We start from the raw sequence: 23,329 nt of genomic DNA, 5'->3' as shown, positions 1-23,329 counted from the left end.
ATGTGGTCGCATCAAAGCTCAAATCGTTCTGCTCGTTTGAGTATCATCATTGGGTTAGCAGGTATAGGGGTTGGTGTAGCAACGGGATTTCTTATTGGCATCAAGCCCCTTTACCCGATATTGGCTTTGTGTGCAATACCAATTCTTTTCTACTTTTTTACTCAGTTCGAGCAGGCGGTCATAGGTTTATTAATCCTACGGAGTTCTCTAGATGCTTTCTCGGCTCTCCAATTACCGGCAGTTTTTGCGATCGCACTAGACGCTCTCACCATACTTTATGTAACCGTAAGATTGCTCGTAGGTCAACCAGTCAAGGTCGATAAATTTTGGTGGTTCTTTATCGGTTGGTTAATCATACAGAGCCTGTGGGTCATACTTTTACCGTTGGGAGGATTGGGGCTAGGTACGCCATTTTTATCAGAGGCTATTCGGGAGTGGGTGCGCTTATTAACTTGGGCATTAGTCTACTTACTAGTCATGCAGCTTAAGGATAAAATCTCTCCACAGAAGTTTGTCTCTGGGCTTTTTTTGTCTTTAATTATACCGATAACAGTAGCATTAATGCAGTTGTTCGTGCCGTCGCTACTACCTCCTATGCTTTCAATTGGTGGTGGAGACGGTTTTGGTGCATTGGCTGAAGGGGCAAGAATCAGAGGGACTTTTGGTATGGCAAATACCTTTGTCACCTTCTTATTATTATTCATTGGTCTAACGTGGTGGAAACTGAAATGGGTACAACATCGGTGGCGGTGGCTGGTATTGCTTGGCGTACTAACTTTCTTGTTTGTCAGTACCAAGTCTCTCTTTAGCTTGATGATGCTTGCCGTCTTCGTCTTGGTTTTAATTGCCCCCAGATTGAGCTTGTTGAATTTAATTGGTGGAATATTGTTATTTGGTATTGTCATTGCCTTATTTGCCAGTTCAGAGTTTGGGCAACAACGCCTCGCCTCAATTGCCAATACACCCTTGCTGAATCCCGACATTGACATATCGCGAGCAATTCTCTTGTCAGAAGGAGACCACAATAGCTTTAATTGGAGGCTTTCTCAATGGAATTTACTACTCAATCGATGGCAAGAGTATCCTTTTTTAGGTTATGGCTTGGGTTTGAGCATTCAAGTCGCAGGTAATGGATTCTTACCTCACAATGACTACATTAGAGCATTGATTGAGGGAGGAATTATCGGTTTTGTAACTTATATTGGCTTTTTCATAGCTCAGGCGATACGTCTCATTCAATTAATGTATCAGATACCCAGGAACAATCGGCAATATGAATTGTGTTTTATCATGTTAGCTATTTTGGTATCTCTTCCTATAGGGATGATTACAGAAAATATCTGGAGTCACACAACCTTTTTCTTTTACTGGTGGGCTTTGTTTGCAGTTTTAGGTTGGAATTGGAGCGAAAAATATGAATAAATTTATGAATTACATACTACAAGACTGGAAGATCAATCAAGACACGAGTTTGAAATCCCGTCTCATATTATTAATGTTTCGGATAGGACAAAAGCTTGGCGATTTACCAACTCCTTTTTCTTTGATATCCAAGTTTTATTATGGTTTATATCTATTCGTCGTCGATTGGATATTGGGCGTAGAATTGCCATGGGATACCCGCGTTGGAAACAGAATAAAACTGCATCATGCGCGTGGATTAGTTATCAATCGCGACACTATCATTGGGAACAATTGCATTCTCAGACATTCAACAACAATAGGGAACAAAAAACTCCACGATGGCTCGATCGGTGGTTCGCCAAAAATAGGAAATAATGTAGAGATTGGTGCTAATGTTGTCATTCTTGGTGAAATTACAATTGGCGATAATGCAGTTATTGGAGCCGGTTCTGTTGTTGTTAAAGATGTTCCTAGAGGGGCTGTTGTTGCAGGTAATCCTGCAAAAATTATTCGGATGACAAAGAAATCTGTGTTAGTTGTTAGTGGATAGTTGTTAGTTGTTAGTTGTTAGTTGTTAGTTATTAGTTGTTAGTGGATAGTTGTTAATTGCCAATCCCCAATCCCCAATGCCCAAACTTACCGTTGTCATTCCAGCATACAATTCAATGAAATATCTCCCAGAAACTCTGGAGAGTGTTTTGCAGCAAACTTTTACCGACTTTGAAGTATTAATTATTGATGATGGAAGTACTGACAATATCATTCAGTGGACTTCTGAAATAGCAGATCCGCGAGTGAAACTGATTTCTCAAAAGAACCAAGGTGTATCTGTAGCACGTAATACGGGTATTGCCCATGCTAGAGGCGAGTATATAGCATTTTTAGATGCTGACGATTTATGGCAGGAAACTAAGCTAGAAAAACAAGTCCGTTGTTTGGATGAAAATCCAAAAGTGGGTTTGGTACATACGAGTATGGCTTTAGTAGATTGTCATGGCAAATCGACAGGGAGAATCATGACTTCTTTTGTAGAAGGAGAAGTTTGGAAAGAACTTGTTGAGTCGAATAAAATAGCTTGCTCTTCAGTGATGGTTCGGCGCTGTTGTTTGGACAAAGTAGGGGGATTTGAACCAAATTTACATTTTGCAGAAGATTGGGATTTGTGGATTCGTATCTCCGCTCATTACCCCTTCGCTGTTATCAAAGAACCACTTTATTACTATCGACAGATTCCTAATAGTTTATCTAAAAATTTAGCGTTGCTCGAAGAATCTTTTCGTTTTGTAATTGAGAAAACATTTCGAGATGTACCTCAAGAGTTATTGTACTTAAAAAACCGCAGTTACGGTTATGCTTACCTCTGTTTGGGTTGGAAAGCTTTGCAAAGTTACGATAAAGATTACAAAAGAGCGATTCAATTTAGTCGCTCATCTCTTGTATACTATCCTCAGCTACGCTATTCTCGCGAATACATCCGCTTGAGTTTAGCGACAAGAGCATTACAGTTGTTTGGTAATAATGGCTATAACAATTTACTGGAAATCGTTTATGCTTTGCGTCGTCAAATTTTAAAGTTGACTGCTATTCGTAGTTTCAAAATTACTGATAAATTCACTAGTTCTGTATAAGAGGATGTTTGTCAAGTCTATCTTTGGATTGAGATTGCCCCCAGCCTCCCAGAAAAAGGCTAAGGTGTACACACAAGTCGAATTTACCCCCCTTAATCCCCCGATCCAGAAAGCTTTAAAAGAAGACTGCATAAAACCTGTGTACACACAAGTCGAATTTACCCCCCTTAATCCCCCCTTATAAAGGGGGGAAACTGAAAATCAAGTTCCCTCCCCTTTCCAAGGGGAGGGTTAGGGTGGGGTAAAACTGACGCTAAAACCTCGAACTATAAGCTATTACAGACTTGTGTGTACAACGTAGCTTAAAAAGGGGGAAATATTCTCAAAGTGTCCCTATTCCCAACTTCCAATTCCTGACTCGCTAAAACAATGTTAGACTATAAAACCTTAAAAAAACAGGATATAATTCAAGAACCACCACTAGATGCAAAGAATCAAACAGAACCTGCGATCGCATTCTTGCATTGTATGGATCTGATTGATGATTTTTTAGATCATATTGATATTTCTTTTGAAACTTATTGTAATGAGTTTGTAGCAAACTGGATGTATGGCTACACTTTAGCATTGCAAACAGTTGGAGTCAGGACAGTACTTTTCTGCATTTCCGCTCGTTTTACTGAGGTTTCGCGTTTTACCCACGTGCCGACTGGTGCAACAATTTGCGTATTACCCGCATCGAAAAGCTATCTTGCTTACCGTGCAGTGAGACGGAAAGCACTTAGCTTTTACGGTGCAAGAGAAGGACAAGCTTTTAAAGATATCCAAGACTCGAATGTCACTCGTCGATCCTTGCTGACAAGGTTTAAAAATCTAGCCCAGAGTTTAGGAACTTACCTTTCTACACCCTTAGATTTGCTAGCGCGAGAAATAAAGCGTGAGGGTTGTCAGGCTATCTTGTGTCAGGAGTATGAATACGCCCGCTTTGATACTTGCGTGCTTTTAGGACAGTTGATGAAGTTACCTGTCTTCGCGACTTTCCAAGGAGGGACTGAAACGCACAGCTTACTGGAATATCCCTTTCGCCAATTTGCTTTTCGGAACTGCACGGGTTTAATCATCGCTCCGCAAACCGAGATTCAGCGAGTCCGCAAGCGTTATAATACACCAGATGCAAAAATAGCTCGCATTTTTAACCCAATAGACTTGGCAAAATGGAGTCCTATAGATCGAAGTGAAGCACGGGCTGCACTTGATATCCCCCTTGATGCAAAAGTAGTGGTTTATCACGGGCGTATAGATCTCCATCGTAAAGGGTTAGATATCTTACTCAAGGCTTGGTATCAAATTTGTCACGCTCGCCCTAAAACAGATTTACGCTTACTATTGGTAGGAACGGGTCCCGATACTGAAACTCTACGTCAACAGATTGCAGCAATGCAACTCCGGGGAGTGATGTGGAGAAATGAATTTGTCAATCATAGTGTCGTCAAACCCTACCTCTTTGCTGCTGATGTTTATACCCTTCCCTCTCGACATGAAGGTTTTCCAATAGCACCAATTGAAGCAATGGCTTGTGGTTTGCCTGTCGTAGCAGCCGATGCTCCTGGCGTGCCAGATATACTTGAAGGAGGCGAGATGTCCGGCGGTTTAGTTGTGCCACGGGAAGATGCCACAGCACTAGCGCTAGCACTTGGTCGAGTTCTAGACGATGAAACTTGGAGGCACGAGTTAGGCAGACGTGCGCGTCGTCGAATAGAAGAATACTTTGCGCCTGATGTCATTGGCAAGCAATTATGTGAGTTTTTAATTAGGGGGTAATATGCCGAAAGTTACTGTTGTTATTCCTGCTTACAATGCCATGGCTTTTTTGCCAGAAACTTTGGACAGTGTTCTCAACCAAACCTTCACTGACTTTGAAGTGCTGATTGTTAATGATGGCAGTACAGATAAAATTGTTGAATGGGCTTCTCAAGTGACAGACCCGCGAGTGAAACTAATTACTCAAGAAAACCAACGGGTATCTGTAGCACGAAATACGGGAATTAACAACTCTCAAGGGGAGTATATAGCCTTTTTAGATGCTGATGATTTGTGGGAACCAACTAAGTTAGAAAAGCAAGTCCGTTGCTTGGATGAAAATCCAGAAGTCGGAATGGTATATACTTGGACGCTTTTAGTTGATAAAGATAACAATTCTATAGGAAGAGTCTATGCTTCTGATGTTGAAGGAAAGGCATGGGCTGAAATTCTAGAAAAAGACATGATTTCTAGTGGAAGTTCGACAATGGTGCGTCGTTCTTGCTTTGATACTGTGGGATTATTCGATCGCACTTTAGCATATGCACCAGACTTAGATATGTGGGTTCGCATTGCTTTCCATTATCCTATTGCAGTGGTGAAAGAACCTCTCCTCCGCTATCGACAACTTCCTAACAGCTTCTCTAGAAACAATCAAAAAATGGTTCAGGATTTGCGTCAGGTAATTGAAAAAACATTTCAATTAGTCCCTCTAGATTTGCTGTATTTGAGAAATCGATGTTACGCCAACATTTTTCTAGGTTTAGCGTGGTTAGCTGTAGATGAGGGAGACTATAAAAAAGCAGCTAACCTCCGCAAGCAAGCCGTATTACAATATGCACAAGTCAGGTTTTCTGAAAAATACTGGCGATTGAGTTTAGCGATCGCAATGATACGTTTATTTGGTTCGCAAGGTTACGATGGAGTGCGAAGTCTGAGTCGTTACTTGCGCCTACGTCTGTTAGGTCTTTCAACTTGAGTTGGCGATTGGCGATTGGCGATTGGGGACTAGGGATAGGGGATTGGCAAAAAATTATTGAACAAAGGACAAAGGACAAATGACAAATGACAAATAACAAATGACAAATGACAAATAACAAATGACAAAAAACAAATGACAAATAACAAAGGACAAGTAACAAAGGACAAGTTAGCGGACAGAGAAGAACTCTTAATTGAAGCGGGGCGGACTGAAAGCCAGTACTGGAAGGACTTGTGGAGATATAGAGAACTCTTCTACTTCTTAGCATGGCGCGATATCTTGGTACGTTACAAGCAAACTGCAATTGGGATAGCATGGGCATTGATTCGCCCCTTTCTAACAATGGTTGTCTTCACAATAGTGTTTAGCACTTTAGCAAAGCTACCTAGTGAAGGTAACGCGCCTTATCCAATTCTCGTGTTTGCTGGGATGTTGCCTTGGCAGTTTTTCTCTGGGGCATTAACTGAATGCAGCAATAGCCTGGTTAACAACGCAAACTTACTTTCTAAAGTTTATTTTCCTCGTCTGATTGTGCCAACAAGCGCTGTCATTGTCAGCTTTGTAGACTTTATGGTCTCCGGTATGATTTTGCTAGCACTGATGGCATGGTATAACTTTGTACCGGATTGGCGGATAATAACACTTCCTTTGTTTATTCTCATTGCCTTCGCAGCCTCAATAGGTGCGGGATTGTGGCTAGCAGCTTTGACTGTAGAGTACCGGGATTTCCGCTATATCGTAGCGTTTCTAGTGCAGTTTGGTCTGTACATTTCACCTGTAGGTTTTAGCAGCAAAATTGTTCCCGAACAGTGGCGGCTGCTGTATTCTCTTAACCCCATGGTAGGAGTGATTGACGGTTTCAGATGGGCTATTTTGGGTGGTGACTCCCAGATATATTTACCAGGTTTTGGACTCTCTTTACTAATTGTGGTTCTAGTTCTGTGGACTGGTATTTGGTACTTCCGCAAAATGGAACGAACTTTTGCCGATGTGATTTAGGTGTATGACGTTGGGTGTATGAAAGTTTTATACGACATCTCATGGCTAGGAACGGGTTTCTATCATCCTTCTTGTCGCACGGGAATTTTTAGAGTTGTTGAGAATTTAGCTTACGGTCTGAAAAATTCACAAGAGTGCGATTTAATTTTCTGTACGCACGGTCTTTCTATGAGATTATGCGAGGTTCTCGGTTACTTAGAATCAAATCCAGAACTAGCGGAAGTCCCTCTAAGTTATGACTGCAAAAACGTAAAATTGAGGCGAGGTTTCTACACAGTCTATCGCGAACTCAATCAAAAACTTGAAAACGTTCCTGATTCAAAAAAATTCTCACCTGAAATATTAAAGCTGAAGGCGTTTAGAAAGGCTTTGACTTATGTATCGCAAAGTATAGAACTTTTTTACAAACCGATAACACGCGATAGTCTTGCGGAAGCCGACATATATCATTCACCTTATGAGCCAATTCCTGATGAAATAACAAAAGCCGCAACTCCTATAAAAAAATTTCTCACAGTACACGATTTAATCCCAATAATACATCCAGAGTTTTTTGAATTAGACAAGGTTCTAGTCAAAAAAGCTATTTCAAGCTTAGATCCTGAATCTTGGGTTTTATGCGTTTCTCACTCAACTAAAAATGACTTATGTAATTACTCAAGTATCATTGACCCTTCCAAAGTTTTTGTGACTCATTTAGCTGCCTCAAAACTTTTCTATCCTTGCTCCGATTCTCAACAAATTAAAGCCACTTGTAGTAAATATAATATACCAAATGCACCCTATCTTCTCAGTTTAAGTACCCTAGAACCAAGAAAAAATATTGACCAAACAATTCGATGCTTTCTTCAACTCATTCAACAAGAAAAGATCCAAGATTTAAATCTTGTTTTAGTAGGAGCAAAAGGTTGGAAATATGACAAAATTTTTGCTGAAATCTCCAGTCATTCCAGCTTAAAAGACCGCATTATTGCCACAGGTTATGTTGCTGATGAAGACTTGGCGGCTGTATATAGTGGTGCAATTGCCTTCGTCTATCCCTCCTTCTACGAGGGTTTTGGTTTACCACCACTAGAAGCTATGCAGTGTGGCATTCCTGTGATTACCTCAAACACCTCCTCTCTACCGGAAGTTGTTGGTGATGCGGGAATTATGGTTGATCCCAAAGACACCGATACACTTTGTCACAGTTTGCTTGAGCTTTATAACCAGCCCAGATTGCAGCAATCTATGTCCCAGAAATCTCTAGAACAGGCGAAAAAGTTTAGTTGGGAAAAATGTACCCAACAGACGATTGCTGCTTATAAAACTGCTTATTTATAGTAGGGTGGGCAATGCCCACCAACAGCAAACGGTGGGCAATGCCCACCCTACTTAGAGGATGTTTTGAAAGTGATGACTGATGTATCCAAAATTCTAGATCCCCCTAAATCCCCCTTTTTAAGGGGGACTTTGAGAGTATTTTCCCCATTTTTAAGAGGGACTTTGAGAGTATTTTCCCCATTTTTAAGAGGGACTTTGAAAGTATTTTCCCCATTTTTAAGGGTAACTTTGAAAGTATTTTCCCCATTTTTAAGGGTAACTTTGAAAGTATTTTCTCCATTTTTAAGGGTAACTTTGAAAGTATTTCCCCCCTTTTTAAGGGGGGCTAGGGGGGATCTTAATACAACGGTAGACTGTACAAACATCCTCTTAAAACAATTGTCAGGTTAAAAAATTTATGAATGGGGGAAAAAATGTGTTGCAAAACTCAGTCCAGAGTCCTATAAAGGTTCAGATAATTAGCCGAGAGATTCCTTTCGAGGGGGCTTTCGGTAACGCTACTTATATTTTGGATCTCATGAGCTACTTGCAGAAAGCAGGTTGTGAAATTAATTTTTTAGTTCTTAATTCCTCACCTAATGGTAACGTTCCTTGGTGTATCATTCCGCCGACCTTGGCAAGCATTGCTAAGGTTTCAGCTAGAAATAATATAAAGATAGGTCATTGTCTGTTGAGATTCAACTCATTATCAAATTGGCTGATTGAGCCGTTACGGTTGATTTACGACAAGTTACCAGAAAAGCTGAAAAATATTTATCGTTCGGCGAGAGACCAACAACAGTTAACTCCCATGCATAGATATTCCTATGAAGATTGGGATTTTTTAGCAACGTCAGAGGAGATAGCGTTTGCCAATTCACATTTTATTAAGTTCCAACCTGATGTTGTCATTAATAATTATGCTTGGCTCAGTGGTATATTTGATGTTATTTCTACTAACAAATCGGTCTTAAAAGTTATATTAACTCACGATCTTCTTCATCGAAGATTTTCCGAGCTAAAAAAAATAGGCGTAAAAGCAGATATTTCCGAATGGAATTATGAGAAAGAATCTATACTGTTACAAAAGGCTCATGTTTTGTTAGCTATTCAAGAGGAAGAAGCTGAAATTCTACAAGAAATGGCATCTTCCAGCAAGGTCATATATACACCTATGTCTGTTGTTTGCCATTCTCACAACACCGAGCAAATTCGGGGTCGCTGTTTATTTGTGGGAAGTTCTGCGCCTCATAACGCTTATAGTTTACAATGGTTTTTAGATAATGTGTGGTCAAAAATCTTAGAGTTAAGCCCACATAGCAGTCTCCATATATGTGGAACTGTGTGTCAGTTGATTCAAAAAACTTTTCCTAATGTTCGGCTTTTGGGTAGGGTCAACGATTTAAACCATGAATACAGTGCTGCTGAAGTTTGTCTTATTCCTTTGCTAGCTGGTAGCGGTTTAAAGATTAAACTTGTGGAGGCAATGTCTTATGGTCGTGCTTGTGTGTCTACGAGTGTGGGGGTTCAGGGATTGCGTGACATAGTAGGTACAACAACACTCGTAGCAGATACCGCTGAGGATTTTGCAATGGCAGTGCATACAGTTTTAACCAATCCAGATAAACGCCAATGGATGGAGGAACAAGCTTATAAATACGTGAGGGAAAAGCTTTCTCCAGAAGCAGCTTATCAACCTTTTGTAGACTACATTCATCAGCACTTACAGCAAAGTCAGAACAATTCAAGTTAACTCATAAAGATCGTTATTAGTCATTTGTCATTTGTCATTAGACCTCTAGAGCCTCTTTCATCTGCGTTCGTCTGCTACAGGCTGCGGTTCCTTAACCATCAACCATAATACATCTTAGTTCATTTCCGCCTAGCTAATTAGTGAGGAGTTTAGTCAATGTCAAAAACTGTCATTCAAGTTGAAAATTTAGCAAAGAAGTACGTTATTACCCATCAAGAACAAAGTGGGAATTACAAAACGTTTCGCGAGGCAATGACCAATGCGGCAAAATTCATGGCTAATTCGCTCATGCCTAATCGGAAAAAGGAATCGACTTCACGTAGAGAAGAGTTCTGGGCGCTGAAGGATGTCTCATTCAAAATTGAACAAGGCGATCGCATTGGCATTATAGGTGGAAATGGAGCCGGAAAGTCAACCCTCCTCAAAATTCTCAGCAGAATCACAGAACCGACGAGAGGTTCGATTCGGATTAAGGGACGGGTCGCTAGTTTATTAGAAGTCGGAACGGGATTTCACCCAGAATTAACGGGAAGGGAAAATATTTTTTTAAATGGTGCTGTGCTGGGAATGAGCAAAGTAGAAATTCAACGCAAGTTTGATGAAATTGTGGCGTTTGCAGAAATAGAAAAGTTTTTAGATACACCTGTGAAACGTTACTCTTCTGGTATGTATGTACGATTAGCATTTGCAGTAGCCGCTCATTTAGAACCAGAAATTTTGATTGTGGACGAAGTGTTAGCAGTAGGAGATGCTCAATTTCAGAAAAAGTGTTTGGGCAAAATGGAGGATGTTGGTAGAGAGGGAAGAACAGTTTTATTTGTAAGCCATAATATGGCAGCTATTAGAACGCTTTGCAGTCGGGCGCTACTCCTACGAAAAGGTCAACTACTGTTAGATTCAGACATTGAAACTGCTGTTAGTCAATATTTAGCAGCAGATGATACTTCAGATGCCCGTATAGTTTGGAATAAAAAAGACGCTCCTCAATCTCCAGAACTTCGTTTTCTTGAAGCTTATATTTTAAATGACCAAGGTGATTATGCATCGACAATTGATTGTCGTAAAGGATTTTCAATTGTGGTAAAATATGAAGTTTTAAAGCCTATAAATGGTTTAAGAATTGGCTTCTTTATGCAAAATTCAGAAGGAGTTGCTATTTGCGGTTCTAACGATCCAATGGCTTGGCAAAAGTTAGAAAGAAGCCCCGGCGAGTACACAAGTCAATGTTTTTTCCCTGGATATGTATTAAATGCAGGTAAATATTTAATCTGTTTTGGTTCGGATATGCCACCATACGATCGCTCTCTTGTTACAACTCCATACTGTTTGGGTTTAACTATTGAGGACGTTGAAGGGCATGGTTCAATGAGTGAGAGACTTCCAGGAATTGTTAGACCAAAATTAGAGTGGAATATCAAGCAACTTGCCTATAGATAAAATTGATTTGAGCAGTAGAAATAGGAGGTCATTTTAAAGATGTCATTACTTGGGTCAATTAGGGATAGATTTTTATATCCTATTACTCGTATACTTGGTTCTATAGAAAACCGTCAAGTTGCTCTAGAAAAACATCAAGTTGAGATAGAAGACCGTATCGAGTTGATACAAAGAGCTTTAGGAAGAATTGAATTTAGACAATTGAGACAGAATACCAGCGATAATTTACTCGATTACGAATATCAAGTCTTTTCTCAGTGGGGAGAAGATGGTATAATTCAGTTTTTCATTAATAATGTTGAAATTGAGAACAAGATATTTGTTGAATTTGGTGTAGAAGATTACCAGCAAGCAAATACAAGATTTCTTCTAGTTAACAATAACTGGTCTGGTTTAGTTATTGATGGTAGCGATGCTAATATTTCTCGAATTAAGAGATCTCATTTTTATTGGAATTATAATTTAAAAGCGATCGAAGCTTTTGTAACGAAAGATAACATTAACAATTTGCTTTTAGAGCAAGGTTTAGCAGGAGAAATTGGTCTACTTTCCATAGACATTGATGGAAACGATTATTGGGTTTGGGAAGCTATTAATGTCATTAATCCAGTTATTGTCGTTGTTGAATATAACTACAGATTTAGCGATCGCGCTGTAACAATACCATACAGTGAAGATTTTGAACGAGCCAAAACTCATCATTCAATGATATATTTTGGAGCTTCATTAAAAGCTCTTTGCTTACTAGCAAAACGTAAAGGTTATGTGTTCGTTGGATGTTGTAGCAATGGTGTCAACGCTTTTTTCATCCGTGCAGATAAAAAGCCTTCTAGTATCAGAGAGATGACTCCTGAAGAAGGATACAAGTCAGGACAGTTTTGCGAGACGCGGAATCAAAGTGGAGTACAGATAAAAACATCACCCAAAGATGAAGTTCTTTTGCTAGAAAGTTTAAATTTACCATTAGTTAATGTTGAAGAATAAAAGTTGAGTTGTATCATCTATGAAAGTTTTATACAACATTACGCTACTTGGAGCAGCGCATCGCCATCATCTCTCTCGCACGGGGATTTTTAGAGTTATTGAGAATTTAGCTTATGGTCTGAAAAATTCAAATGAGTGCGATTTAATTTTCTGCACGCAAGGTTACCAGTACATATTATTCGATGTTCTCGACTACTTACAATTTAATTCAGATCTAGCGGAAGTACCGCTAGGTTACCAAAGCAAAGACGTGAAATTTAGGAGATGGTTGCACAACGTTTATCATAACCTTAATCAAGAGCTTGACAACCTTCCAAAATCACAAAAATTAGCGCCTGAAATATTAGTACGTAGGGCGATTAGAAAAGTTTTGACGTATGTAACGCAATATACCCGCTCCTTATATAAACCAATTTCATCGCATAATCTTGCTCGTTCCGACATATATCATTCACCTTACGAGCCAATTCCTGATGAAATAAGAAAAGCAGCAACTCCCATACAAAAGTTTCTCACGGTACACGATCTGATTCCGATTATACATCCGGAATTTTTTGACTTAAAAGATAACGATACAGTTCAAAGAGCCATATCGAGTATAGATCCGGAGTCTTGGGTATTATGCGTGTCTCAATCGACTAAAAATGACTTATGCAATTACTTAAGTATTATCGATCCTGCTAGGGTTTTTGTTACGCATCTAGCTGCATCAAAACTTTTCTATCCTTGCTTAGATTCTCAACAAATTGCAGCGACTCGCGGTAAATATAACATACCAAATGCACCATATATTCTCAGTTTAAGTACCTTAGAACCAAGAAAAAATATTGATTTAACAATTCGATGTTTTCTCCAAGTTATTCAGCAAGAAAAGATTCAAGATTTAAATCTCGTTTTAGTGGGTGCAAAGGGTTGGAAGTATGACAGAATTTTTGCTGAAATCTCTAGAAATCCTATTTTAAAAGACCGTATTATTGCTACGGGTTATGTTGCTGATGAAGATTTAGCTGCATTATACAGTGGTGCGATCGCATTTGTTTATCCATCATTTTATGAAGGTTTTGGTCTACCTCCATTAGAAGCTATGCAGTGTGGCGTTCCTGTTATTACTTCTAATACTTCTTCTTTACCGGAAGTGGTTGGTGATGCGGGAATTATGGTTGACCCTAAAGATTCCGATATGCTTTGTCATAGTTTGCTTGAGCTATATAATTGTCCCGATTTGCGTCAGTCTATGTCACAGAAATCTCTGGAACAGGCGAAGAAGTTTAGTTGGGAACAATGCACTCAGCAAACTCTTGCGGCTTACAGAGTAGCGCTAGATGGGAATTATGAGGTACGGAAAGAAAGGAATTAACCGCACCCTGTAGCAGACGGACGCGGATAAGATGGAAAGATGGAATTATGAGGGTTCTTTACGATATATCATTGCTTGGAATAGGTTACTACGATCCTGTTAATCGGACGGGAACTTTTAGAGTTGTTGAAAATATGGCATATGGATTGGCAAGTTTAAAAGATATTGATTTAAACTTTTGTGTCAGTCAAAATTTGCCAGTATTGGTTCAATGTTTAGATTATTTGATATCTAATAAAAACCTAGAAAAAAAATCTCTTGCTTACTCAAAGCAACAAGAATATATTGCTAGAAAACTTTATAACTATAATATTGGGTTGAATCAATCGCAAAATACACTACCGCTTAAGGTCGTTAAAAAATTCTATAGAGTAGCTAATAGACTGGCTGAAAAATATTTACCTCCTTTAAATGATAATATCTTACAAAATATAGATGTCTTTCATTCTCCTTGCTTTGCCTTGACTCCTCTAGTACAAGCAGCCAAGAAGGTTAAAAAGTTTTTGACTGTTCACGATTTGATTCCAATTTTATACCCAAATTTGTTTGAAGATAATAATGACGAAAATTTAAAAAAGATATTAAATAGTATCAGCCCTGAAGATTATGTTACCTGTGTATCTAACTCAACTAAAAATGATTTATGTAGCTATTTAAAAGATATAAATCCCGAACAAGTATTTGTTACTCATTTGGCTGCTGCACCTGATGTTTTCTATCCTTGTTCTAATTCAGAACAAATTGTCCGCGTCCGTAATAAGTATCGTATTCCTAATGCCAATTATATTCTCAGTCTTTGTACTTTAGAACCTCGCAAAAATATTGACCATGTTATTCGTTGTTTTGCCAAATTGATTCAAGAACAAAATATTAAGGACTTATATCTTGTTTTAGTAGGGACTAAAGGTTGGAGTTATAACAAGATTTTTGAAGAAGTGACTAACTTTCCTTTGGCAAAAGAGCGTATTATTCTAACTGGATATGTAGCGGATGAAGACTTAGCTGCATTGTATAGTGGCGCACTGGCGTTCACCTATCTTTCTTTTTATGAAGGATTTGGACTACCACCACTAGAGGCTATGCAATGTGGGGTTCCAGTTATTAGTTCAAATACCTCTTCCTTACCCGAAGTTGTGGGGGATGCTGCCATTATGCTTGACCCTTTGGATACAGATATGCTTTGTCAGAGCATATTAGAACTCTACAACAATTCATCTTTAAGAGAAAGAATGTCTTTGAAATCAATCGAGCAAGCAAAACGTTTTAGTTGGGAGAGATGTGCTAGAGAAACTGTGAAAGCTTATGAAATAGCTGTGGCTGGTTAAGTATGTTAGTTGATTTCACTTTCAGGAGGCAAGATGACAATTAGAGTAGCTTATGACGTAACTTGCTTATTGGCTGAAGCAAAAAATTCGGATCGGAAAAGTGGTATTTACAGAGTGACTGAAGAGGTCATGAATGAACTGAATAAAAGAGATGATATTGAACTATCATTAATCAAATTGTGTGCTGGACATCCTTTATTTAATGCTCTTGAGTTTTCTTGTTATTTAAAAAATGAACCTTATTTAACTAACTACAAAACTGTTGAAATTTTAAAGAGTCGATTGAATTTACGAAGTCTGTATGACGAGATATATCCTATATTTTTGTCTAAAGAATTTCAGGAATTACCTAAGTTTTTACCAAAAGCGTTCGCCCTTGGCGCAAGCCGTACCCGGCTTCTCGCAATTAGAGGAATTTTTAAATTTTTAAGAATGTTTGATGCTTACATTGATTTTGATAAGAATAACTTTGATATTATTCATTCTCCTTACCATAAATTACCTTCTGAAGAATTTACTCAAGGTATACCCAGGCTCATAACTGTACATGACATTATTCCTGTTGTCATACCTGAAATGGTAGCTCCTGTACTCATTTCTTATTTTAAAGAAATACTGAGTAGTATAAACCACGAGCGCGATTGGGTTGTCTGTAACTCTGAATACACCAAGCAAGAGTTTTGCGAATATACAGGAATGCCACTCGAACGTACATTTGTGACTCCTCTTGCAGCTGCTCATCATTTTCATCCCGTGACTGACGCTACTCAAATTGCCACCACTCGTCAACGCTATGGTATTCCTGATGGTGATTACTTTTTAAGTGTTGGAACTCAACTCGAACCGCGCAAAAATCTAACTCATCTCATTCGTTGTTTCTTGCGGTTGTTATCCGAGCAACCCAATCTTAACATTCATCTGGTTTTAGTTGGCTCAAAACGCTTTCAATTTGATGAAACCATCGCTCGTCTTTTTCCTCAATTGACTTCCAGAGTGGTGTTTACTGGTTACGTTGCTGATGAAGATTTGAGTGCTATCTATAGCGGTGCTACTGCTTTTATTTACCCTTCTCTTTACGAAGGCTTTGGCTTACCGACTCTAGAAGCTATGCGTTGCGGTACTCCTGTTATCGCTTCTAATACAACATCTTTACCAGAGGTTGTAGGCGATGCAGGTATCCTAGTCGATCCAAAAGACGAAGATGCTCTTTGTCAGGCGATGCTCGATTTACTGAGTGACAGTCAACTAGTTCGAGAATTACGTCAAAAAGGTTTTGCGCGATCGCAAAATTTTAGTTGGTCGAAGTGCGCTTCCGATACAGTAGCAGTCTACAAACAAATTGTCAATTATTAATGATTGGACTTAATATAGCAATCCTATTTAATTTGTGAAATACAAGTAGGTAGGGCTATGCCTTACAAAAGCTTCAGTGGTGGGCAATGCCCACCCTACAGTACTACAGTACTTAAAATTGTTTACAAGTGATTTAGGATTGCTCTATAAGGCAAAATAGTTATAAAACAGAATTCAATATAAATATTTAATATAGGGCTTTATTCAATATGTTTGCTAAACCGAAAGTATCTATTATTACTCCTACATACAATACAAGTCGGTATGTTGAAAAAGCACTAGAATCAGCTTTAGCTCAAGTCGAGCAGAACATTGAAGTCATTGTTGTAGACGATGCTTCTACAGACAATACAGTAGAAGTTGTGAATAGCTTTTGCGACCCTCGCATTAAACTTTTAGTAAATGAATCGCATCAGGGACCGAGTTATTCAAGGAATCGTGCATTAAAAGAGGCAAAAGGTGAATGGATTGCCTTACTAGATTCCGATGATTGGTATGCACCAAAAAGATTAGAAAAGCTTTTGCAGGTGGCTGAAAAAGAAAATGCTGACCTCGTTGCTGACGATTTATATGTAATTACAGAAGGAGAAAATACTCCTTGGAGTATAACAATTTTTAAAAAAAATAGAATAAAATTAGACCAGCCCAAGCAAATCGATCTGATTTACTTTATAGAGCGACATCTTAGTGTTACAAAACCCCTGATCAAGCTTAGCTTTCTGGTTAAGCACAATCTCAAATTTAATGAATCTTTGAAATATGAAGAAGACTTCGTTCTCTTTTTCTTTTGTCTATTAAAAGGCTCTCGTTTTATTATCTTGCCAGAACCCTATTATTTCTATCAAATACGTGCTGGTTCTTTAATGAAGGAGTACGTTGAATTCTACGAGCAAGCCTGTCAAACAAATTTGTCTCTTTTACAGCAAGAGTGTACCAAAAAAAATCCCCAACTAAAGCGGGCTTTATTGAAACGTTTGAACTTTATGAAGCAAACCAGAGCTTTTTATCGAGTTAGACAGGCATTTAAAGAAGGAGGATTTTTTACTGGATTGACCGAGGTTATACTCAACCCCAATTTTTTACCTGTTCTATGGGAAAAGTTACCAGGAATTTTCAGATACTACTTTTTACATCGCCTGAATACTAATTGATTTAAGGAGTACGAAATCTCTATACCCTTAATCCCGTCCCGAATTCTCCATATTATGTAAAAGGAAGAAAGCCCATGCAGGTTATTAGTCGAGTTCAATTTCCTCAAACAGATGAAACATCCGATTTATACTTCAAGCTCGATAAAAGTACGCCTCTAAATTATTTATTTGAGGAAAATGGCATTTCCTTGCATAAAGGTAGTACTTTATCTTTCAACACTTACTTTAACTCAATCTACGAAAAATTCTATACAAAATACACAAATCTTAGTTTACTCTATTACTCGCTAAAACTTGAAGGTGATTTTGAGATTTTTGTTTATAGAGAAACAGATGCCAATACCCAACATCTGATATTAAATGAGAAGTTCGAGCCATGTCAATTATCAAAACAGGTAAACATATTACTGCCTGAACTTAAAAGCGATAGAGAAGCGGGTCGAATTTATTTAGAAATCACTTGCCTTAGCGATCGAGGTTTATTTGCTGAAGGGTTAGTTGTCACCGAACAAGAAAAGTCTAGAGACGTGTCCTTGGCAATTATCACTTGTACTTTTAAAAAAGAAGTTTATGTAAAAAAGACAGTTAATACTATTTTACAAGACAGTTTTTTACAAGATAAAAAGTTTACAATTTTTGTCGTAGATAATGGAAAAACTCTAGATAAGAGTGAATTTGAAGACTTTAGAGTTAAACTCATTTCTAATCGTAACGTTGGTGGAAGTGGGGGTTTTACCAAAGGGCTGATTGAGGCTTTACAAGAAGAGAAATATACTCACTTCCTATTTATGGATGATGATATAGAGTTAGATAGCGAAGCTATTTATAGGCTTTGTACGTTATATGAGTATACAAAGCAAGATTTTGCGATCGCTGGTAGTATGTTGGATTTAAACAGAAAACACATTTTGTACGAAGCTGGTGCAATATATAACAAAGCCATCAATAACGAAGGAAAAATTGAACAAGCTGAATACACTGGTTATCCTCTAAAGCATAACCTAGATTTACGTAGTAACACTACCCTTAATTCACTTTTGTTAGAAGACAACATAGATTATGGAGGGTTTTGGTTTTTTGCTTTTTCCAAAGAAATTATTGAAAAAATTGGATTGCCCTTACCATTATTTATCAAAACAGACGATATGGAATTTGGTTTAAGAATTAACGAATATTTTAAAAATGGAATAGTTGCTTTTCCTTCTGTAGCTGTTTGGCACGAACCCTTTTATGCGAAAAGACCTGTTTGGGATCTTTACTATTATATTCGTAATCACTTAATAGCAAATTCAGTTCATAGTTCATTAGAGTATCTCAAGACAGTTAAAAATTACACGCGCTGTCTGCTTTATTACTTGTTTATCTTTGATTACAATACTGCACAAATGGTAGTCAAAGGTTTTGAAGATTATATGCAAGGCCCGAATTTCATTAGAAGTAATGACCCGGAGATACTACACTCCAAAATTTTTGAATTTAGTAAAATTTATAAAAATCAAACCATACTAGATTCTAGTTCAATTATTGAAGAGCATACAAAAACTAAAATTGGAAAAATACAAAAATTAATCAGTTTATTAACACTGAATGGTCATTTACTACCACTGTTTCTCATTGCAGATAGAAGTATTGTTATTCGAGATGGAGTGAAAGAACGCGAATCTGTTTGTAAAGGATTTGCTAAAAAAAGAATTATTTATATTGTAGAAACAAGCCCTAATTCTTATCAGTACGAATTAGACCAAAAAGCAGGTATTAATATTTTATTAACATGGCTTAGCTTGGTTGTTAAACATTCTTTTAAATGGTCAAGCGTCAATGCAGAGTGGAAAAAAGCCTTCAACGATTTCACCAGTATGCAATTTTGGCAGCATTACCTCGAACCACAGAAGCGATCTGATTTTGGATTGGGGATTAGGGATTAGGGATTGGGGATTAGATTGATTTTACATAAGGAGAGATGAGATGAAAGTAGATTGGATGATTGTAGGGGCTGGATATTCTGCGTGTGTTCTAGCTGAAAGAATTGCTAACGAGTTAGGACAACGAGTACTCATTGTAGAAAAACGAGACCATATAGGCGGTAACGCCTATGACTATTACAATGAACACGGCATTTTAGTACATAAATACGGTCCCCATATTTTTCACACCAAATCTAAAAAAGTTTGGGATTACTTATCTCAATTTACTGAATGGCGACCTTATTACCACCACGTGCTTGCTGTTGTGGAAGGAAAAAAAGTTCCCTTACCATTTAATTTAAATACACTTTATGCTCTGTTTCCTCCTCGCTATGCTGAAAAGTTAGAGGAACAGCTTTTAGAACACTTCGGCTTTGGAGTCAAGGTACCAATTCTCAAGTTGAGAGAAACTGCTGTTGGAGATTTAGAGTTTCTTGCCAATTACATTTATGAAAATATCTTTGTCCGTTATACAGCCAAACAGTGGGAACTGAAACCAGAAGATCTCGATCGCGGAGTGACAGGGCGCGTTCCAGTTTACATTAGCAGAGATAATCGCTACTTCCAAGATCCATATCAAGCAATGCCAAAGTACGGCTACACGGAAATGTTCCGCCGGATGCTTGCTCACCCCAATATCAAAGTCCTTTTAAATGCAGACTATCGAGAAGTTATTAACGACATCAGATTCAACCGGATGGTTTACACTGGTCCCATTGATACCTTCTTTGATTATATGTACGGCGAGTTACCTTACCGTAGCTTGCGCTTCCACTTTGAAACTTTAGACCAAGAGCATTACCAAGAAGTCGGTACAGTTAATTATCCTAACGATTACGATATTACCCGTATTACCGAGCAGAAGTATTTATCTGGGCAAACTTCACCCAAGACTACATTGGTTATGGAATACCCTCAAGCTTACGTACCAGGTAAAAACGATCCATATTACCCAATTCCACGTGAAGAAAACCGCGATCGTTATGACCTCTACCTTAAAGAAGTTCAGAAGCTTAAAGGTACAGTCATTTTTGCCGGACGACTTGCTGAATACAAATACTATGACATGGATCAAGCAGCATTACGCGCCTTAAGTTTGTTCGAGAAAGAGGTGACTAATTCTATATAGAAATAGTTACTCCCTTCCCGCTCTTATGATTACCATTACAGGTAGGTGGGGCTATGCCCTACAAAGCGCGAACATGCGGCATAGCCCTACCTACTAAGATCGGGAATTTTAGAGCCCAAAGGGAGTAGTAACATCTGAGAGAGTATCTAGCAATCCTATATCATTTGTAAGAATTTTCAATTTTGAGTGAGTACTGTATGAGTTCTTCTCCACTTTACCTCGATTCAATAGTTGTTCCTTTAATTACAGGAGACACCGTGCTAGATGTTGGGTGTGGCTTGGGACGATGGGGTAACTTAATTCAAAGTAACTATTGGGAAGCTCAATTAAACAAGCCTCCTTTGGTTGATGGCGTTGATGCATTTCAAGCAAATGTAGAATATTGTTCTCTACAAAAATGTTATCGTACTGTCTGGCATCAGGTAATGCCATCTCCTCTAGAGGATAAATGGGATACCGTTTTAGCATGTGAAATCATCGAACATATAGAACAAGAAAAAGTTGAAAGTTTCCTAAATATTTTGGAGAAAGCAGCTAATAAAAGAGTGATAATCTCCACTCCTAATTATCCATGCTTTCGAGAAGGTTCAGAGACTATAGTAGGGTTTAATGATTTTGAAGCTCACTTAAGTTATGTGTCGTCCCGCGATGATTTCCGGCGTCGTGGTTACAAATTAGTAGGCGGTGGGTTGCGAAAATGGACTAAGTATCCCGGTCTGTTTGTGGAACAACTTATCGCACCTTGGAAGTTAGGGTTTGAATCAATTTCAAAACTCATCCCATTTCTAGCAGACTCAATTGTTGCTTATAAAGATTTATGATACTCCCTTTCCACTCTAAAATTACCGCTCTTTGTAGGTAGGGCTATGCCGCACATTCGCACTTTGTGCGGCATAGCCCTACCTACTTGTTTGGATAATCTTCTAGAGGGAAGGGAGTCATTGTTTTGTAACGGTTGCAACTTACATATCATAAAAAAGTTATACAGACAACCGCTTTTAGATATATGGTGTTGTTTGAAAAGATGAAGTATCTTTTTATGCTGAGGAAGTAATGCGAGTGAGTTGATATGAAGGAGCAAATGGACGAGAGAAGATTCTATCAAAGAAAAATTGTCTATATTTAGATAAATTTAAGGCTATTCAATACTACTAAAGTTATAAATTATCAATGTAGTCATTTATACTATTACAATTCATAAAAATTATTTTTTGAAAAAAAATAAATAGGTTCTTATCTGCCAAAAAGCATACAGTGACATACTTTCAGAAGTTCAAAATTACAACCTTAAACTTTGAATTGATAACTTTATCGGTAATTACGGTTGCGATAATAGTCGATCGCATTTAGTCTATACCAGTTAGGCGAGTGGTGCTGTGTTCTCTACTGCAAACAATTAGTTTTGTTTGTCTGACTTAGGCTGATTTGTACAGCGCCTACATATCCTGTCAAATTTATTGTTCAGGGTTTAGCCTCTATCACATTTGGTGTAGGGAAATACATATCAGTGTGTGTTCAATCGACTGTGAATTCAATAGAAGAGGCAAATGAGTATATTCAATTCCATTACCGTTACTGCTATCAGTTACGCTCTCACTAGTGCGGCTACAGTTAGTTTTAGCACTCAAGATCCATCTAGCTTAAGCGCCAGAGAAGGGAACAAAAATCTTATCGCTCAAGCAACCCCAGCAACCCCAAAGATCGATTGCGGTCCCGGTCAACCACGGAATAAGCACGAGTGGCCTTTTGCCTGTGACAGTATTTGGAATGTACCAATTGGTTCAAACGCGAATTATGTTGATGCTTATATTGGTTCAAAAGGTGCTGGATCTGACACGGACTGGTTTGTCGTGACTAAAGAAACCGATCGATTGCAAAACGTCTATATGGTAGGTGGTTGGGACAAAAACCGTTGTAGCGGTACTGTACCCCAAGAACAGGCTCAGTGGCATCCCAAAGCCGCAGAGCAATTGAGAGTTCCTCACGATCTCATAATTCCAGATGCGAGGCAGTATTCTACTCCAAACAACTCCTCAGCATTTTTGAAACCAGACGGCAAAACTCTAGTGTCGTTTAATGTGACTACTCGATGCGAAAAGGGCGGTCCTCTTTATGGTTACTGGTTTGGAGAGCAAGATATTTATGGTGATGGCATTGATGGTGGACATGGTGGATCGGGAATGTCCAGTATTGGTGGCAGTATTCGTAAAGGCGAGTTATTAGATGAAAATCCTATTCGTCACGCACTCAAGCTGGTTGTCTGGGGCAAGTGGTTGCACTACAATCCTTCATCGCCGACTCCCGGTCGTCGGTGGCCAGCCCGCGTCGCTGATGCCAATGCATCAAATCAATACAAAGGCTCTAACCCAGCACTCGTGATGGGTTCTTTAGTAGCTGTTTCACCTAACGTCTCCGCAGAAAGTTTGGGAATCACTACCAAAGCAGGCAAAAAGATTTTCCAGGCAATGCAAGACTATGGTGCTTACATCGTTGACGATTCGGGCTGGGACTACAACTATATCTGTTTGGAAAAAGAAGCTGAAGACGAATATGAAAAAGTCACGGGGCGTCACTTCAACGACGACAAAGACCTCCAAGCCGACATGACAAAGATTATTGGTACTTTAAAGGTTGTAGACAATAACAGTCCGAACAGCATTGGTGGAGGTGGTACACCCCGTCAACCTCTCGCACCGCCAATTGGAAATTAGGGGATTGGGGACTGGGGACTGGGAACTGGGAAAATAATTCTTTTCCCATGCCCAATCCCCAATGCCCAATCGCCATTGCCCCTCAAACAAGGAGGGGGCCCCGAGTTCCC

General features: G+C 38.7%; 19 protein-coding genes. All 19 read left to right on the top strand.

What is annotated here, in order from left to right; translation table 11 throughout:
- Window positions 1-1,422, top strand: coding sequence for an O-antigen ligase family protein (locus ACKTT2_RS39855; RefSeq protein WP_407896884.1), 1,422 nt, complete (start codon window positions 1-3; stop codon window positions 1,420-1,422).
- Window positions 1,415-1,954: a serine acetyltransferase gene (locus tag ACKTT2_RS39850; protein WP_407896881.1), complete on the top strand. Its 540-nt coding sequence runs from the start codon at window positions 1,415-1,417 to the stop codon at window positions 1,952-1,954. Before ACKTT2_RS39855 ends, ACKTT2_RS39850 begins: the two co-directional genes overlap by 8 nt.
- A gap of 55 nt (window positions 1,955-2,009) precedes the next feature.
- Window positions 2,010-3,032: a glycosyltransferase family 2 protein gene (locus ACKTT2_RS39845; protein ID WP_500691419.1), complete on the top strand. Its 1,023-nt coding sequence runs from the start codon at window positions 2,010-2,012 to the stop codon at window positions 3,030-3,032.
- Between the two features lie 369 nt (window positions 3,033-3,401).
- Window positions 3,402-4,793: a glycosyltransferase family 4 protein gene (locus tag ACKTT2_RS39840; protein ID WP_407896877.1), complete on the top strand. Its 1,392-nt coding sequence runs from the start codon at window positions 3,402-3,404 to the stop codon at window positions 4,791-4,793.
- A 1-nt stretch (window position 4,794) separates the two neighbouring features.
- A complete protein-coding gene (locus tag ACKTT2_RS39835) occupies window positions 4,795-5,751 on the top strand; it encodes a glycosyltransferase family 2 protein (protein ID WP_407896875.1) in 957 nt (318 codons plus the stop codon).
- 135 nt (window positions 5,752-5,886) lie between these two features.
- A complete protein-coding gene (locus ACKTT2_RS39830) occupies window positions 5,887-6,753 on the top strand; it encodes an ABC transporter permease (protein WP_407896873.1) in 867 nt (288 codons plus the stop codon).
- An 18-nt stretch (window positions 6,754-6,771) separates the two neighbouring features.
- Entirely contained in the window at window positions 6,772-8,076 is a 1,305-nt protein-coding gene (locus tag ACKTT2_RS39825) for a glycosyltransferase family 4 protein (RefSeq protein ID WP_407896871.1), read from the top strand.
- Window positions 8,077-8,148: 72 nt separating this feature from the next.
- Window positions 8,149-8,466 (top strand): hypothetical protein, encoded by a 318-nt coding sequence (locus tag ACKTT2_RS39820; RefSeq protein ID WP_407896869.1) that lies wholly within the window; start codon window positions 8,149-8,151, stop codon window positions 8,464-8,466.
- 127 nt (window positions 8,467-8,593) lie between these two features.
- Window positions 8,594-9,808, top strand: coding sequence for a glycosyltransferase family 4 protein (locus ACKTT2_RS39815; protein ID WP_407896867.1), 1,215 nt, complete (start codon window positions 8,594-8,596; stop codon window positions 9,806-9,808).
- A 156-nt stretch (window positions 9,809-9,964) separates the two neighbouring features.
- Window positions 9,965-11,245 carry an ABC transporter ATP-binding protein gene (locus tag ACKTT2_RS39810; RefSeq protein ID WP_407896865.1) on the top strand — a complete coding sequence of 427 codons (1,281 nt, stop codon included), beginning with the start codon at window positions 9,965-9,967 and terminating at the stop codon, window positions 11,243-11,245.
- 39 nt (window positions 11,246-11,284) lie between these two features.
- Complete coding sequence (locus tag ACKTT2_RS39805; protein ID WP_407896863.1) at window positions 11,285-12,229, top strand: hypothetical protein; 945 nt, start codon at window positions 11,285-11,287, stop codon at window positions 12,227-12,229.
- A gap of 19 nt (window positions 12,230-12,248) precedes the next feature.
- Window positions 12,249-13,586 carry a glycosyltransferase family 4 protein gene (locus ACKTT2_RS39800; protein WP_407896861.1) on the top strand — a complete coding sequence of 446 codons (1,338 nt, stop codon included), beginning with the start codon at window positions 12,249-12,251 and terminating at the stop codon, window positions 13,584-13,586.
- Window positions 13,587-13,732: 146 nt separating this feature from the next.
- Window positions 13,733-14,911 carry a glycosyltransferase family 4 protein gene (locus ACKTT2_RS39795; RefSeq protein WP_407896859.1) on the top strand — a complete coding sequence of 393 codons (1,179 nt, stop codon included), beginning with the start codon at window positions 13,733-13,735 and terminating at the stop codon, window positions 14,909-14,911.
- Window positions 14,912-14,944: 33 nt separating this feature from the next.
- A complete protein-coding gene (locus tag ACKTT2_RS39790; protein WP_407896857.1) occupies window positions 14,945-16,264 on the top strand; it encodes a glycosyltransferase family 4 protein in 1,320 nt (439 codons plus the stop codon).
- Window positions 16,265-16,473: 209 nt separating this feature from the next.
- On the top strand, window positions 16,474-17,415 hold the full coding sequence (locus ACKTT2_RS39785) for a glycosyltransferase family 2 protein (RefSeq protein WP_407896855.1): 942 nt from the start codon (window positions 16,474-16,476) through the stop codon (window positions 17,413-17,415).
- Between the two features lie 74 nt (window positions 17,416-17,489).
- Entirely contained in the window at window positions 17,490-19,340 is a 1,851-nt protein-coding gene (locus ACKTT2_RS39780) for a glycosyltransferase (protein ID WP_407896853.1), read from the top strand.
- Between the two features lie 40 nt (window positions 19,341-19,380).
- Window positions 19,381-20,508 carry a UDP-galactopyranose mutase gene (gene glf / locus ACKTT2_RS39775; RefSeq protein WP_407896851.1) on the top strand — a complete coding sequence of 376 codons (1,128 nt, stop codon included), beginning with the start codon at window positions 19,381-19,383 and terminating at the stop codon, window positions 20,506-20,508.
- A 197-nt stretch (window positions 20,509-20,705) separates the two neighbouring features.
- Complete coding sequence (locus ACKTT2_RS39770) at window positions 20,706-21,329, top strand: class I SAM-dependent methyltransferase (RefSeq protein WP_407896849.1); 624 nt, start codon at window positions 20,706-20,708, stop codon at window positions 21,327-21,329.
- 726 nt (window positions 21,330-22,055) lie between these two features.
- Window positions 22,056-23,219 carry a hypothetical protein gene (locus tag ACKTT2_RS39765; RefSeq protein WP_407896847.1) on the top strand — a complete coding sequence of 388 codons (1,164 nt, stop codon included), beginning with the start codon at window positions 22,056-22,058 and terminating at the stop codon, window positions 23,217-23,219.
- Window positions 23,220-23,329: the final 110 nt, after the last annotated feature.

The sequence above is a fragment of the Scytonema hankhaensis NUACC26 genome (assembly GCF_045865695.1).
GTDB lineage: Bacteria > Cyanobacteriota > Cyanobacteriia > Cyanobacteriales > Nostocaceae > Scytonema.
This window is presented reverse-complemented; position numbering and strand designations above follow the sequence as displayed.

Bases quoted from the DNA above. Each gene is read 5' to 3' on its own strand.
- ACKTT2_RS39770 (WP_407896849.1), top strand. From the start codon at position 20,706: ATGAGTTCTTCTCCACTTTACCTCGATTCAATAGTTGTTCCTTTAATT.
- ACKTT2_RS39780 (WP_407896853.1), top strand. From the start codon at position 17,490: ATGCAGGTTATTAGTCGAGTTCAATTTCCTCAAACAGATGAAACATCC.
- glf (WP_407896851.1), top strand. From the start codon at position 19,381: ATGAAAGTAGATTGGATGATTGTAGGGGCTGGATATTCTGCGTGTGTT.
- ACKTT2_RS39815 (WP_407896867.1), top strand. From the start codon at position 8,594: ATGAGCTACTTGCAGAAAGCAGGTTGTGAAATTAATTTTTTAGTTCTT.
- ACKTT2_RS39830 (WP_407896873.1), top strand. From the start codon at position 5,887: ATGACAAATAACAAAGGACAAGTAACAAAGGACAAGTTAGCGGACAGA.
- ACKTT2_RS39800 (WP_407896861.1), top strand. From the start codon at position 12,249: ATGAAAGTTTTATACAACATTACGCTACTTGGAGCAGCGCATCGCCAT.
- ACKTT2_RS39840 (WP_407896877.1), top strand. From the start codon at position 3,402: ATGTTAGACTATAAAACCTTAAAAAAACAGGATATAATTCAAGAACCA.
- ACKTT2_RS39765 (WP_407896847.1), top strand. From the start codon at position 22,056: ATGAGTATATTCAATTCCATTACCGTTACTGCTATCAGTTACGCTCTC.
- ACKTT2_RS39790 (WP_407896857.1), top strand. From the start codon at position 14,945: ATGACAATTAGAGTAGCTTATGACGTAACTTGCTTATTGGCTGAAGCA.
- ACKTT2_RS39810 (WP_407896865.1), top strand. From the start codon at position 9,965: ATGTCAAAAACTGTCATTCAAGTTGAAAATTTAGCAAAGAAGTACGTT.
- ACKTT2_RS39805 (WP_407896863.1), top strand. From the start codon at position 11,285: ATGTCATTACTTGGGTCAATTAGGGATAGATTTTTATATCCTATTACT.
- ACKTT2_RS39835 (WP_407896875.1), top strand. From the start codon at position 4,795: ATGCCGAAAGTTACTGTTGTTATTCCTGCTTACAATGCCATGGCTTTT.
- ACKTT2_RS39825 (WP_407896871.1), top strand. From the start codon at position 6,772: ATGAAAGTTTTATACGACATCTCATGGCTAGGAACGGGTTTCTATCAT.
- ACKTT2_RS39855 (WP_407896884.1), top strand. From the start codon at position 1: ATGTGGTCGCATCAAAGCTCAAATCGTTCTGCTCGTTTGAGTATCATC.
- ACKTT2_RS39850 (WP_407896881.1), top strand. From the start codon at position 1,415: ATGAATAAATTTATGAATTACATACTACAAGACTGGAAGATCAATCAA.
- ACKTT2_RS39785 (WP_407896855.1), top strand. From the start codon at position 16,474: ATGTTTGCTAAACCGAAAGTATCTATTATTACTCCTACATACAATACA.
- ACKTT2_RS39820 (WP_407896869.1), top strand. From the start codon at position 8,149: ATGACTGATGTATCCAAAATTCTAGATCCCCCTAAATCCCCCTTTTTA.